We start from the raw sequence: 13735 nt of genomic DNA, 5'->3' as shown, positions 1-13735 counted from the left end.
TCTCCTCACGCGGCTTCGGCCGGCAGCCCGCTGCGGCGGCCCAGGTCGATCAGGATTTCGCGCGCGGCATTCGCCCCGGGTGCGGCCATGACCCCACCACCGGGATGCGCGGACGATCCCACCAGATAGAGACCCCGGATCGGCGAGCGATAGTCGGCATAGCCCGGCACCGGCCGGTTGAAGAGCAACTGGTCAAAGGTCAACTCGCCCTGGAAGATATTGCCCTCGGTCAGCCCGACCTCGTTTTCGATCTCCAGCGGCGAGCGGATTTCCACGTGCTGCACGCGCTCTTTGATGTCGGGGCAGGCAATCGACATCTTGTCCAGCACGCAATCGGCAAAGGCGCGGCGGCGTTCCTCGGTCCAGTTGGCGGCGTCGCGCACGCCGTCGACCTCAAGATCATAGGGCGCGTATTGTACAAAGACGGTCATCATATGGCTGCCCGGCGGCGCAATGGTCGGGTCGATCTGACTGGGGATCAGCATGTCGAAATAGGGGCTTTGCGACCAGCGGCCGTCCTTCCAGTCGTCATAGGCACGCTCAAGCTCGGCCAGTGAGGTCGAACAATGCATGTCGCCCCGCAGGAACGGCGCACCGGCGGGTGCGGCCGGAAACTCGGGCATGCGATCCAGCGCGATGTTCAGCTTGCCCGACGAACCGCGGATCTTGAACCGCTCGACCGCACGCAGGAAATCGCCCGGCAAGTCATCGCGGTCGGTGTGTTCCAGAAAGGTCCGTTTGACATCCATGTTCGAGGCGACAACCGGCGCCTCGTAGGTATCGCCGTTCTCCAGCGCGACACCGGTTACCTTGCCGCCCTTGGTCAGGAACTTGTCGATACCTGAGCCGGTCACGATGGTGCCGCCCGCCTCTTCAAACGCCAATCCCAGCGCGCGGCTGATCGACCCCATGCCACCCCGGGCAAACCCCCAGGCGCCGATGGTTCCGTCGACATCCCCCATATAATGATGCAGCAGCACATAGGCGGACCCTGGCGAATAGACACCCAGCCCGGTTCCTATGATCCCCGATCCGGCCAGATGCGCCTTGATCAGGTCATTCTCGAAATGCTCGTCCAGGAAATCGCCGATCGACATGGTCCAGAACCGCAGCGTCTCGCCGATCTCGCGCGCGCCCAGCCCGTGTACCTTGCGCACCAGATAGGCCAGCTCTGAAACATCACGCGGACGCATCCGCACCGGATCGGGCGCGGTTCTGAGCAGGAACGGCCGGATGAACCGGCATTGCCGCATCACCGTCTGGCTGAACCGCTCATAGGCATCTACATCGCGCGGTTCGTGCCGGGCGATCTCGCGCCGTAGGGCATCGTGGTCGGAATAATAGGCGAAATAGTCGCCGTCGGGGGTAAAGGTCGCGCCGCCCTCGTAAGGGATGACCTGAAGCCCGAAGCGCGGCAATTCAAGGTCGCGCACGATCTCGCGCCGCAACAGAGAACAGACATAGGAACAGTTCGAATAGGTCCAGCCGGGATGCAGCGAGCGGCTGACGGCAGCGCCGCCGATCCAGTCGTTTTTCTCGACCACCAGAACCTTGAGCCCGGCCTTGGCCAGGTAGCAGGCCGTGGTCAGGCCATTGTGGCCTGCCCCGGCGATTATTGCATCATATCGGTCGTGACGCCCCATCGCGTGCTCCCTCTTGTTGATCAAGGAATACCCCGGCGCGCGGGTTTCGTAAAGTTTTTTGAGCGCTCAAATAAATTTTAGGCTACTTTATTCATGCGAACGGACAGGATAGAGATGCGACATGGAAAACCGGGAGCCGCCAGGATGACCACAAAAGCCCCGCCGCCGCCCCGGCAACGCAAGGAACGCAAGGACAATGCCGACCGCCGCCGGAAGCAGCTGATCGAGGCGACGCTGCGCTCGGTCGTTGAGAACGGGTTGTCCCGGACCACGCTGGCAACGGTTGCGAATGCGGCCGGGCTGTCCCAGGGTGTCGCTGTTTTTTACTTTAAAAGCAAAGACATGTTGTTAGCCGCCGCGCTGGAGTACCAGTATTCGATCTATGCCGACACCTGGCGCAACGCGGTGGCAGAGGCCGGAGCCGAGCCGGCGGAACGGCTGGCGGCACTGATCCGCGCCGACTTCTCGCCGGTGGTGTGCAACCGCGAGGCGCTGGCGGTCTGGTTCTCGTTCTGGGGCGAGGCGAGTTTCCGCCCTCGCTATGCCGAAAGTGCGCGGGATTTCGATGTCCAGAGAGGCGCGGCGCTCTATGAATTGTGCCGCGAACTGTTACCGAATGCCTCGGAAACAGAGGCCCGCGACGTGGCGTTCTGCATCGATTCACTGACCGACGGGTTCTGGCAAAAATTGTACCTGACCCCCGAAAGCTTCTCGATCGAGGAAGGGTTGCGCCTGACCATGGCGCATCTGCGCATGGTCTTTCCTGCCCACAAGACCACCTTCGCGGACTGAGGCAAACCGTTGTTTTGACCGTTTTGTACCGGGGTCCAAGGGGGGATTGACCGTTTTGTACAGGCCCTGAGAGCCCATTCCGCACCGGTTGCCCGGTTCGGGCCTACTTCGATCTTGCGGCGCAGATCGACCACTGGCCGTCAACGCCCCGCAATTCCTGCACGCCCAGATTGTCGAAGATCAGGCCGGACCCGGCCACCAGATCGCGCACGGTTTGTGACACAAGGACCTGTCCGGATTCGGCCATGCCACCGATGCGGGCCGCGATGTGAACCGCTATTCCGGCGACGTCATCGCCGGAGATGGTGCACTCGCCGGTATGCAGGCCGATGCGGACCTTGAGGCCGATCGCCTCCACGGCGGATTGAATGGAATGCCCGCAGCGGACCGCCCGTGCCGGGCCGTCGAACATCGCAAGAAACCCGTCGCCGGTGGTCTTGACCTCGCGCCCGCCAAAAATCTCAAGCTGGTTTCTGATCTCGTCATGATGCGCTGCCAACGTGTCGGTCCAGGCCCTGTCTCCGACCTTGTGCGCGAGGCTGGTCGACCCGACGATGTCGGTGAACATGATGGTTCCCAGAACCCGTTCCTCGATCTGGCGTCTCGCCTGCCCGGTGACGAATTGCCGGATCTCGGACAAGACGCATTCCGAGGTCTCGGTAAAGGGAACATGATCGTCGGCGTCGATCTCGACCATCCGGGCATTCGGGATGTTCGCGGCCAGATAGCGCCCGTTCGAACAGGCAACGACCCGATCCCGTACCGCGTGCAGAATCAAACTGGGCGCCTGCACCGAAGCAAGGATAGGCCGCACGTCGATATCAAGGTTCATCCGTAGCAAAGCCAGGGCCGCCGCGGGCGAAGCGCCGCCGCGCAGAAACCGGGCCCACCAATTCCGGAACCTGGGGTTATCCGCAAGGCTGGGAATGCGCCGCTCGATGTCCAGCGGGGTGCCCCAATCGGCGCGCACCCTTTCGACCAGCCTGTCGACATCGGCCTCGGACAAGCCGTGGGGGTAATTCGCGCGCGCGCGCCGGTTGGCGTAACTGCCCGCCAGAACAAGGGCGCGGGTGCGGTCCGGATAGGTGGCGGCGAACAACACGCTCATCGGCCCGCCTTCGGAATAGCCGAAGATCGTGGCGCTTTGCGAACCGACCGCATCCATGACGGCCCGGACATCATCCATCCGCTCTTCGAGGGTGGCGGCGCCGGTGCCCCGGTCCGAGAGACCAGTGCCGCGTTTGTCGAACAGAATGACGCGACAAAAGCTTGAGAGTTCGGTGAGAAAGCGCGCAACGACCGGCTCATCCCAGAACAGATCGACATTGGAGACCCAACCCGGAACGACGACAAGATCCTCGTCGCCATCGCCAAAGACCTGGTAGGCGATGCTAAGATCTCCGCTGAGCGCGTACCGGGTGTCGGGTCTCACATCTCTTTCCTTGTCGCCCTTTGCGAAAGCTGTTGTGGCGTTGGCCCACAATAAGGTTTTCCTTTGGATTTGGCGAGATAATCAGCGGCGGCTGGCACCTTGGGTGTGCTTGTCTGAAATGTTCTTGTGTTGAGGTTTGCCTGTTCACCTATCGAGGAGACAGGGGATGAAATGAAACCGGTTCAGCAAAAGCAGATCAGCAGCGTTCTGAAGGAGCGTCCGGCCGGGATGGGCGCGAAGACCGGCCCCGTGGCGTCATCACCGCCAAATGGCGAACCGCCCGCGAGTGCGGCTAGAATTGCGGGTGGTCCTGCATGGACCACAGTTGTTTCAGCCGCCGATTTCTTCGTGGTTGGTCAAGCACTCTGAGTGGTCGCGCAACACCTCCAGCACGCGGCAATCGGCGGTGTGACCGCCGCTGCATTCATGAACCATCCTCTTCAATTCCGTCTGAAGGGCTTCAAGCCGGGCAATGCGTTGCTCGACCTGCTTGAGCTGCCGTCGGGCGATGGCATCGGCCTCGGCACAGGACTTGTCCGGGTGATCGCTGAGGTCGAGAAGCTCGCGGATCGCTTCGAGCGAAAACCCGAGTTGCCGCGCGTGCCGGACAAAGGACAATCGATCAAGTTCGGCGTCACCATAGCGTCGCTGACCGCCAGACGAACGCCCAGGCTCGGGCAAGAGGCCAATCTGCTCATAGTAGCGGATCGTCTGTACCTTCGTTCCCGTCTTCTTAGCCAAGGTGCCGATCGTCAGCATGCCCGTCTCCACTTAACCTACATCACCTGTAGCTTTGATCATCTTATAACACAAGTTTTTGGCCCAGCGGCGCGGAGATCTGCCGCCACCTATTCCGCGGTCAAAAAACGTCTTGAACCTACAGTAGCTGGAGGTCGTATACGCCGAGAAAACAACGAATCAAAATCGAGCGGAGCGGCGTGAAGCATTCGGGTTTTCAGAACGTAGTGCGGGTGTTGGCGGGCGCGGCGGCGCTGGTTTTCACCTGGCTGTTGCCACGGTCTGACGAAGCGAGCGCGGAACATGGGTGGTCCGGCGGTTGTGGCCAGGTTTGCGCTGACAGATCAGACGCGAACGATCCGAAGCGAAGCGGATTTCAAAATGCCGCTGATCCGGCGCGCACTGACCGAAGGGCCAAGGAGGGTAACATGAAGAGAGGATCCGCCCTGGCGGCCATGACAGTCGCAGGCGCATTATCGGTTGTCGGCCTCACCCTCTCTGGAGGTATGCCCAAGGAACCGGCGCCCCCGGCGATAACCGAAGCCATGCGCTGGATTCCCGATCCGCTCGCGGCACCGCAACTTGCCGCTGACGACGTGACCCCGCCCAAGGCGATACAAGTCAACCGGGGTCCGGCCCTGCGCCCCGTCCCCCTCTTGCAGATAGCGTTCACCGAAACCTCTTTGCCCGCGGTGGAACCGCCCCTGATCCGCTGGTCGCGCGAAATCGCGGCGGGAGAGACACTGGATGCGGTCCTGGCGGACGCTGGTATTGCTACCCCCGATCGGGCCGAAATCGCACTGGCGTTTGGGGCGGAATACGACCTGCGCCGGTTGCGCCCGGGTCATGCGGTAACCTTGATCGCGCAACCCGACGGGAAACCACGGCGTGTGCAGCTGGCCGTTGACGACGGCGTGCGGATCGAAGCGATCTTTGGCGAGGAGCTTGTCGCCCGCGTGGTGCAGCCAGACCCCGAACTGATAACTCTGGCGGGAGAGGCGGTGATCGAAAGCTCGATCTTCGCCGCGCTGGAAAGGGCGGACATCCCCGCACGCTTTGCGGTCGATCTGGCACAGATGCTGGGCGGAACGGTAGATTTTCGCCGCGACCTTACCGGCGGCGAGACACTGCGCCTCTTGTGGCGCGAGGCACGAGACGGGGGTGAGATAATCGGGCAGCCCGAGCTTGCCTTTGCCGCGCTGGACCTTGGCGGATCGGTCTACGAGATCGTCTGGCCGGAGGACGGCAGCGGTCAGGCAACGATCTATGTCGACGGCGAGGTGTTGCGCGTCTTTGCGCAACCGGTCGAAGGGGCGCGGCTGAGTTCCGTCTTCGGCCGTCGCACGCACCCGGTCTATGGCAATGTGCGGATGCACACGGGTGTCGATTTCGCGGCGGCGCGCGGCACGCCTGTGCAAGCAACCGCACCTGGCCGCGTCCGCTTCATCGGCCGTCGCGGCGGTTATGGACGGGTGGTCGAGATCGCGCATGGGTCTGACACGCTGACACGCTATGCGCATCTCAGCGCCGTGCCGAAGGGGCTTGAACCGGGGCAGCGCGTGATGGCCGGCGACGTGATCGGCCGCGTCGGCGCGAGCGGAACCGCAACCGGCCCCAACCTGCATTACGAAGTGCTGGTGGACGGGCGCCCCACCGACCCGCTCTCGAACGACCGGCTTGCGCAAGCGGCCAATCGGGAAGCGGATGACACCGCCGCACATGAGCGACTGAGCGAGGCGCGTGCGCTTTTGGCAGAACGCTTTGCCAGCGAACTTGAACAACCAACAACCGAAAGGCTTTGATCCATGAAACGACTAGCTTCCACCCTTGCGCTCGTGTTCGCTCTACTGCCTGCGGCGCAGGCCCTTGCCGAGGCGACACCGATTGACGTCCGAAAAACCAATAGTTGCGGGTGCTGCCTGTCCTGGATGAAGAACCTGGAGGAGAATGGTTTTTCGCCGATATCCGAGGACCTGTTCGGCGGGGCGCTGACGCGCTTCAAACTCGATAATGGCGTGCCGCAGCGCATGATGTCGTGCCATACGGCGTTGATCGAGGGCTATGTGATCGAGGGCCATGTCCCAGCGGCCGACATCCGGCGGCTGCTGGAGGAACGCCCGGAGGCGGTGGGCCTTGCGGTTCCGGGAATGCCCTATGGATCGCCCGGCATGGGGCCGGAAGAAAACCGTGAAGCCTATGACGTCTTCCTCATCCTCAAAGATGGGTCGACCGAGATTTTCACAAGCTATCCGGCAGCCATATAGCAAATATGGCAAGGACCTGAGCATTGGAATCTCTTTCCCCCATCGCCCTTGGCTTCCTTGGAAGCCTGGCCGCCGGATCGCTGACCGCAGTCGGATCGATCCCGGTTCTGTTCGGGCGCATCCCGTCGCGGGCCACGCGCGATCTGCTGCTGGGCTTTGCGGCCGGTGTCATGCTGGCGGCCTCGTTCTTCTCGCTGATCATCCCGGCCCTGGACGCCGCCGAAGGGCAGTTCGACAACGGCGCTCTTCCGGCGGCGATCGTCTGTGTTTCGATCCTGCTGGGCATGGGCGCGGTGGCTTTGATGAACGAGAAGCTGCCGCATGAGCATTTCAAGACGGGCCGGGAGGGGCCAGACGCGGCGTCGCTGCGCCGCGTCTGGCTCTTCATCATCGCGATCACCATCCACAATTTCCCCGAAGGGCTGGCCGTCGGTGTCGGGTTCGGGGCCAACGGCTTCTCGGGCGGTTTGCCGCTTGCGATCGGCATCGGACTGCAAAACGCCCCCGAGGGCCTGGCGGTGGCGGTCTCGCTGCTTGGTGAGGGTTATTCCAGGCACCGCGCCTGGGGCATCGCCGCCCTGACCGGCCTTGTCGAGCCGGTGGGCGGGCTTCTGGGTGCGGGGATCATCAGCATCTCGCAGCCGCTGTTGCCCTGGGGTCTCGCCTTTGCTGCCGGTGCGATGCTTTATGTCATCAGCCACGAAATCATACCCGAGACGCACCGGTCCGGCCATCAGAACAGGGCGACGCTCGGCCTGGCCGTTGGCCTGGTCATCATGTTGTTCCTCGACGTGTGGCTGGGATGACCGGATGAAACGATCCCTCGTCCAGGGTATCATCGCGGCCGGAACCGCCTTTGCTGCCGATCAGGCGACAAAGGCGGCGGTCGTCGCCAATGCGACCGCCTTGAGCTCGGGCATTCCGGTCTTTCCCGGTTTCAATCTCATCTACCTGCGCAATGACGGAGTGTCCTTCGGGCTGCTTGGGGGTGCGCCATGGTGGAGCCTTGTCGTGCTGGCTCTGGCTGTGTGCGTCTGGTTGGCGCTCATGATGGCCCGCACCACGTGCCGGGTCGAGGCGCTTGCCTATGGCGCGATCATCGGCGGCGCGCTTGGCAATGTCCTGGATCGTATCCGTCACCGTGCGGTGACGGACTTCCTCGATGTCTATATCGGGTCGACACATTGGCCGGTCTTCAACATGGCCGATGTGTTTGTGTTCGCTGGCGTATGTCTGTTGCTGGTTGCGCCATGGTTGGACGCGAAGCTTCAGACCCGCTCCTGACCACGGGTTTACCGCAACGGATTACCTCGACCGTGCGGGTTCGCACCCTTGCCGCAGCCATGGCGCACTGCGATCAACGCAGCAGACCCCCAAATCTTTTGCAGGCGGTCCTTGACCGAAAGACCGCCTGCCATTTGAGCTAACACCTGGGGTGCCAGCCCTAATCGAACAGCTCTTGCAGCCAGGATTTGCGGCGGTAGCCGCCATGCTTGCCGTACCCGCCGTGCTTGCCGCCGTGCCGTCCTTGTTCGGCATACCGGTCATCGGGATAGCCGGGCCGTTCGGGGGCTTTGGGCGCCAGAGTATCGACGCTCCGTTCGATGATCTTGTCCAGTTCGCCCCGATCCAGCCAGACCCCCCGGCAATCGGGGCAAAAGTCTATCTCAACGCCCTGCCGGTCCGCCATGCTCAGCGGCACCTCGCAGACCGGGCACATCATCCTGCCTTTCTTGTTCATGTTCTCTCGCGGCTCCTTTCCGGGTTCTTTCAGTTCAATGACCATGCGCCAAAGCTCCTTTATTGCTGTGCTGACCTGCCGGCTCTCCGCCCGAACGCCCAGTCTTGACCCGGTGACCGTTCAGAAGCCGCAGCGCATTGGCCACCACCAGCAGGGACACGCCGACATCGGCGGCGATCGCGCCCCACATCGAGGCCATGCCAAACGCGGTCAGACCGACGAATGCCGCCTTGGTGGCCAATGAGATGGCGATGTTCTGGCGGATGATCGACATGGCGCGGCGGGAATGGCCAATGAGCCACGGCACACGACCGATGTCATCGGTCATCAGCGCGATGTCGGCCGTCTCGATGGCGGCGTCCGACCCGACGGCCCCCATCGCGATGCCGTAATGTGCCCGCGCCATCGCGGGCGCGTCGTTCACGCCGTCACCGATCATGGCCACCATGTCATGTGTCGCGACCAGCTCTTCGATGGCGGCAACCTTGTCCTCGGGCAGCAGTTCGGCGCGCACCTCATCGATGCCCACCTCGGCGGCCACCGCACGGGCGGTGCGTTCATTGTCGCCGGTCAGCATGACGATTGTCTTGACACCTTTCGCATGCAGGTCTGCCACGATGCATTTGGCATCCGGTCGGATACGGTCGCGCAGCTCCAGAATGCCGGTCACGCCGGTTTCGTCCCCGACGACAACGAGCGTGCTGCCGGCCCCTTCGATCCGGTCACGCAGATCCGCCGGGATGGCGCCGCCAAAGCCCTTTTCCTCGGCGAACCGGTCTGAGCCGAGCCAGATGGAGCGCCCGTCAGCACGCCCTTCCAACCCCCGCCCGGGCACCGTGCGTGTGTCGTCGGCCGCGGACAGGTCGACGCCCTCGGCTTCGGCGCGCGCCAGGATGGCACGGGCCAGCGGGTGCGAGGACCGCGCCTCCAGTGCCGCCGCACGCCGGATCAGGTCTGTGGCCGAAGCATCGCCCAGCGGGTAGACCGCAGCCACTTCGGGTTCGCCCATGGTGATCGTTCCGGTCTTATCCATTGCAAGCGCCGTGGTGTGGCCCGGCGCTTCGACATAGGCGCCCCCCTTGATCAGAACCCCCGCGCGTGCCGACGCGGTGAGTGCGGCAACGATGGAGACCGGGGTCGAGATGACAAGCGCACAGGGGCAGGCGATGACCAGCAGCACGAGCGCATTGTAGAACCAATAATCCCAGTCCCCGCCCAGAAGGAGGGGGGGCAGCAAGGCTATGGCGATCGCCAGCACCATGACGATGGGTGTGTAGATGCGCGCGAATTTGGCAACCCACTGTTCGACCGGCGCGCGGCGCGCGTGGGCGTCGCCGACCATGCGGATGATTTTCGCCAGCACCGTGTCCGATGCGGCCTTTGTGGCGCGGATCGTCAGCGTGCCCTCGCCATTGATCGTACCGGCATAGACCGTGTCGCCCGCTTCCTTGGGTACCAATGCGCTTTCGCCGGTGATCGGGGCCTGATCGACGGCCCCTGCCCCCTCGACAACCTCGCCGTCGAGGGGGATGCGGTCGCCGCCACGCACGACAAAGCGGTCGCCCACGGCAACCTCTGCCGCCGGAACATCCGCCTCGGTCCCGTCTGGCCGGATCACCCGTGCCGTGGGCGGCGCCAGGTCCAGCAGGGCCGAAACCGCGTTGCGCGCCCGCCCGACGCTCCAGCTTTCCAGATAGAGGGAGAGAGAGAAGAAGAACGCGACGGTCGCGGCCTCGAAGAATTCGCCAAGCCCGATGGCACCGGCCACGGCCACCACCATCAACAGGTTCATGTCGGGGGACAGCCGTCGCGCAGAGGACCAGGCCTTGGGCGCAACCAGCCAGACACCAAAGAGGATCGCAACCGCGAACAGCCCGGCTTCCGCCAGGGGCATGGCCGTTTCTTCATGACCCGCGAACAGACCGAGCGCGCCCGCCAATCCGGTTTCGATGATATGATAGAGAAAACCCGCCGCCCAGAAACCGCCGCTCAGCGCGGTAAACCGTTTCTGCCGTGCCAGATGCGCCGCCTGGTCCTCGGCTGCATTTCCGGCATCCCACGGTTTCGCGCTCATGCCCGTGCTTTTCACGAGCTGCAAAACCTCGTCATCCGCAACCTTGTCGGCGGTGTCGAGGATCGTCATCCGTCCGTTTATGACATCGAACGCCAGATGCTCGGTTCCGCCGACCTTTGGGCCGATGACCCTGTTCAGGATTGCCACCTCTTCGGCGCAGTCCAGACCGGAAACCTGGAAGCTGCGCCCGTTCGTGGGAATGGGCAGAGCCGGCCCCGTGTTCGCCCCGGCACCGCAGCACGCGCCACTGTCTGCATGAGAGTGTTTATGTCCGTCTGACTGGTCGTGAGCGTGTTTGTGATCGTGGCAAGGGCCATTGGAAGACATGGATTGACCTCAAGGTTCAATGATTCCACATTCACATAGCCCCTACAGCAACTAGAGCTTCAAGGGGGGAAAAACCGAAACTTTGCCCGGCCGGGAAACCGGCCTGCGGCAACCTGAAACGCGGCGCCACCGCCGGACAACGCGGCTGACCCGCTAAAAAGTGAGATGGACATGCTTCAACGACCCGCCGTGATCCTGGTCGCAATACTGGCTCTTGCAGGATGCAGCGTGCCTGCAAGGGAAGACAGCAATCAGACCGGAATCGGCGCTGTTCCGGAAGCTGTCGCTGCCCTCGCCGCGCCGAACCAGGATCTCGCCACGGCCCGCCTTCTTCCCGAAGACAACTGCTATTGGTACGAGCACAGCGGCCCGGTGGAGGTTACACTGCTCCCGCTGCGCTCGACAGGCGGCAACCCCATCTGCGTCTCGCGCAAGACCTGACAGGGAACGGACGTGCCGTGAGCAGGTCATCCTGACAGTCCGCGCGACGAACAGAACAAACCCACCGACCACAGCCTTGTTTCCGATGGGGTTTACCGGATCACCGCACCGGTGCCCCATGGCGCCCCCTGCCGGAAGGATCCGGCAGGGGGCCGCGCTTTACCGGCAGCGCAACCTGATCGAAGGCGGTTTCAACAAACCGAACAAAGCCCACCGGGGCGCCATCCGCTGTGACAAAACCGCGGAAACCGGTCTGGTATATTGGTACATGACAGCGATCCGGCCCTGGCTGCGGCATTTGCCGACCTGACCCGAAGCCGGTTGCAGTACCCCTATATGCGCGCCCAGGGGTGTGGAAGCCCGGTCAGGTCCTGATAGATCGACTTCTGCCGCTGATAGGCCCGCAAACCGTCGCGCCCTTTCTCGCGCCCCATACCGCTGGCGCCGTCGCCGCCGAACGGGGTGGAGATTGAAAAGACCTTGTAGGTGTTGATCCAGACGGTACCTGCGCGAATGGCCCGTGCGACACGCCAGCATTTCGGCGCATCCTTTGACCATATTCCGCAGGCCAGCCCGTAGTCGTTGTCATTGCCCTGCGCGATGACATCGGCCTCGTCGTCGAACGGCATGACCACAAGAACCGGACCAAAGATCTCTTCCCGACAGGTTCGTGCCGTATTGTCGAGACCGGCAATGATCGTCGGCAGCAAATACGCCCCCTTTGCCAGCGCGGCATCCTCTGGCCGCGTGCCTCCGGTCAGGATTTCCCCGCCTTCGGCCCTGGCCAGCGCAACATAATCCTCGACCGAGGCGCGGTGTTCGTGATGCACCAGCGACGACACTTGGGTGTCTGGGTCAAAGGGATGACCGACTTTGAGCGCCCCGGTCGCCGCAACCAGACGGGCGGTGAATTCGTCGTAGATCGAACGCTGAACGAAAAGACGCGACCCCGCGATGCAGGACTGGCCCGACGACGAGAAGATGCCGAACATGATGCCCGCAATGGCCTGGTCGATGTCGCAGTCCTCGAACACGATGGTCGGTGATTTTCCGCCAAGTTCCAGAGAAATCGGCATCAGTTTTTCGGCCGCTATATGCGCCAGCTTGCGCCCGGTCGCGGTTCCGCCGGTAAAGCTTACCTTGTCGATATCAGGATGTTCGACCAGCAGGTTGCCGACGTCCCGGCCAGAGCCGGGAAGAACGGACAAGAGACCTTTTGGCAGGCCCGCCTCCTCTGCGATACGGGCGAGATACAGAGAGACCAGCGGCGACCAGCTTGCGGGTTTCAGCAAGACGGCATTGCCGCCCGCCAGTGCCGGGGCCAGTTTTTGCGCATCCGATGCAATCGGAGAGTTCCAGGGTGTGATCGCGCCGACCAATCCCAAGGGCTCGTGGACGGAGGCGGACAGGTATTCGCCCCGGGGCGTTGTCAGCAAGTCGTCCGACGTCTCGAGCACGGCGCCGAAGTATCGGAACGTGGCCGCCGCGGACGCGGCCAAGGCCCGCGCTTCGCCCCGGCTTTTGGAGGTATCGCGCGACTGTAGCCACGAGATTTCCTCGATGTTCCGGGTTATCCCGTCCGCAATTCTGTACAGATATGTGGCGCGCTCATGCGGCTTCAGCTTTGCCCAGGCCGGATCGGCCTGCGCGGCTTTTGCGCGGTCCAGCGCAACAAGGACGTCCTCTTGCGAGGCGCCGTTGATCACCGTGTTCTCGGCGTTCTCGGCGGCGAAAATCGACCGGATTTCGGCGCCGCGGCCCTTTTGCCATTCGCCACCGACATAGATCTTGTTTTCTGGGAAGTCCTGACACATCGAAATGGTCCTTAGATTACGATCGCTGAGGATTTATTCAGAACGGCGCGCGCCAGGCTGTAGACTGTCGTCATCGAGGTCTTGGGGTTCAAGGCCGAGGCTTTCCCGGTCAGGCACATCGAATACTCCGTCGCTTCGGACACGACCGAATATTCATGCGTGTTCCGGGTTGCTGACGGATCGGCGATCAGACGCACCTGGGTTTCATTCATGCCGATACCCGCCAGCGCTAGCGTGGCGGCGACATTTGCGTTCTTGGGATAGGCCTGTGCGGCCTCGCGCGCCGACCCTTCGAATATGACGGTTGGTTCGGTCAGTGTATCCAGGTCCAGCTTTTTCTCTGCCGGGGTGCCAACCCAGGCCCCGGCCGGTTTGCGACCGGTATAGACCACTGAAATGCCCCATCTGAATTGGTCCACCGTTATGTATAGGGAACGGAGGACAGAGAATGGCAAACAAGCGGCACAAG

At 62.9% G+C, this 13735-nt stretch carries 13 protein-coding genes; 6 read left to right on the top strand and 7 right to left on the bottom strand.

Features of this window, described 5'->3' with window-relative positions; translation table 11 throughout:
- Positions 1–5 precede the first annotated feature (5 nt).
- The gene (locus G0P99_RS11165; protein ID WP_164129773.1) at positions 6–1643 is read right to left on the bottom strand and encodes an NAD(P)/FAD-dependent oxidoreductase; all 1638 of its coding nucleotides are present in this window, start codon (positions 1641–1643) and stop codon (positions 6–8) included.
- Between the two features lie 144 nt (positions 1644–1787).
- On the opposite strand from G0P99_RS11165, the gene G0P99_RS11160 reads away from it, so the two are divergent.
- Positions 1788–2435 (top strand): TetR family transcriptional regulator C-terminal domain-containing protein, encoded by a 648-nt coding sequence (locus G0P99_RS11160; protein WP_164129771.1) that lies wholly within the window; start codon positions 1788–1790, stop codon positions 2433–2435.
- 103 nt (positions 2436–2538) lie between these two features.
- Here G0P99_RS11160 and G0P99_RS11155 read toward each other — a convergent pair whose 3' ends face one another.
- Positions 2539–3867 (bottom strand): adenylate/guanylate cyclase domain-containing protein, encoded by a 1329-nt coding sequence (locus G0P99_RS11155; RefSeq protein ID WP_164129769.1) that lies wholly within the window; start codon positions 3865–3867, stop codon positions 2539–2541.
- Positions 3868–4197: 330 nt separating this feature from the next.
- Positions 4198–4626, bottom strand: a complete 429-nt coding sequence (locus tag G0P99_RS11150) for a helix-turn-helix domain-containing protein (RefSeq protein WP_164129766.1) — start codon at positions 4624–4626, stop codon at positions 4198–4200.
- A gap of 407 nt (positions 4627–5033) precedes the next feature.
- On the opposite strand from G0P99_RS11150, the gene G0P99_RS11145 reads away from it, so the two are divergent.
- Genes G0P99_RS11145 through lspA form a run of 4 tightly spaced genes read left to right on the top strand, consistent with a single transcriptional unit; the run spans position 5034 to position 8153 of the window.
- On the top strand, positions 5034–6407 hold the full coding sequence (locus tag G0P99_RS11145; protein WP_164129765.1) for a M23 family metallopeptidase: 1374 nt from the start codon (positions 5034–5036) through the stop codon (positions 6405–6407).
- Positions 6408–6410: 3 nt separating this feature from the next.
- Positions 6411–6869: a DUF411 domain-containing protein gene (locus G0P99_RS11140; RefSeq protein ID WP_164129763.1), complete on the top strand. Its 459-nt coding sequence runs from the start codon at positions 6411–6413 to the stop codon at positions 6867–6869.
- Positions 6870–6892: 23 nt separating this feature from the next.
- A complete protein-coding gene (locus G0P99_RS11135; RefSeq protein WP_164129761.1) occupies positions 6893–7675 on the top strand; it encodes a ZIP family metal transporter in 783 nt (260 codons plus the stop codon).
- 4 nt (positions 7676–7679) lie between these two features.
- A complete protein-coding gene (gene lspA / locus G0P99_RS11130) occupies positions 7680–8153 on the top strand; it encodes a signal peptidase II (protein ID WP_164129759.1) in 474 nt (157 codons plus the stop codon).
- A gap of 160 nt (positions 8154–8313) precedes the next feature.
- On the opposite strand, the gene G0P99_RS11125 is transcribed toward lspA, so the two are convergent.
- Both G0P99_RS11125 and G0P99_RS11120 read right to left on the bottom strand, forming a co-directional pair.
- Positions 8314–8610 carry a zf-TFIIB domain-containing protein gene (locus G0P99_RS11125; protein ID WP_164129845.1) on the bottom strand — a complete coding sequence of 99 codons (297 nt, stop codon included), beginning with the start codon at positions 8608–8610 and terminating at the stop codon, positions 8314–8316.
- 34 nt (positions 8611–8644) lie between these two features.
- Positions 8645–10831 carry a heavy metal translocating P-type ATPase gene (locus tag G0P99_RS11120; RefSeq protein ID WP_370462759.1) on the bottom strand — a complete coding sequence of 729 codons (2187 nt, stop codon included), beginning with the start codon at positions 10829–10831 and terminating at the stop codon, positions 8645–8647.
- Between the two features lie 351 nt (positions 10832–11182).
- On the opposite strand from G0P99_RS11120, the gene G0P99_RS11115 reads away from it, so the two are divergent.
- Entirely contained in the window at positions 11183–11452 is a 270-nt protein-coding gene (locus tag G0P99_RS11115) for a hypothetical protein (protein WP_164129755.1), read from the top strand.
- Positions 11453–11784: 332 nt separating this feature from the next.
- Here G0P99_RS11115 and G0P99_RS11105 read toward each other — a convergent pair whose 3' ends face one another.
- Both G0P99_RS11105 and G0P99_RS11100 read right to left on the bottom strand, forming a co-directional pair.
- On the bottom strand, positions 11785–13266 hold the full coding sequence (locus tag G0P99_RS11105) for an aldehyde dehydrogenase (RefSeq protein WP_164129751.1): 1482 nt from the start codon (positions 13264–13266) through the stop codon (positions 11785–11787).
- 11 nt (positions 13267–13277) lie between these two features.
- The gene (locus G0P99_RS11100) at positions 13278–13685 is read right to left on the bottom strand and encodes an aspartate dehydrogenase domain-containing protein (protein ID WP_370462758.1); all 408 of its coding nucleotides are present in this window, start codon (positions 13683–13685) and stop codon (positions 13278–13280) included.
- Positions 13686–13735 lie beyond the last annotated feature (50 nt).

It is taken from the genome of Ruegeria sp. PrR005 (assembly GCF_010500245.1).
Classification (GTDB): domain Bacteria; phylum Pseudomonadota; class Alphaproteobacteria; order Rhodobacterales; family Rhodobacteraceae; genus Ruegeria_B; species Ruegeria_B marisflavi.
The sequence above is the reverse complement of the archived record's forward strand: the minus strand, read 5'-3'. Positions and strand labels throughout refer to the sequence as shown.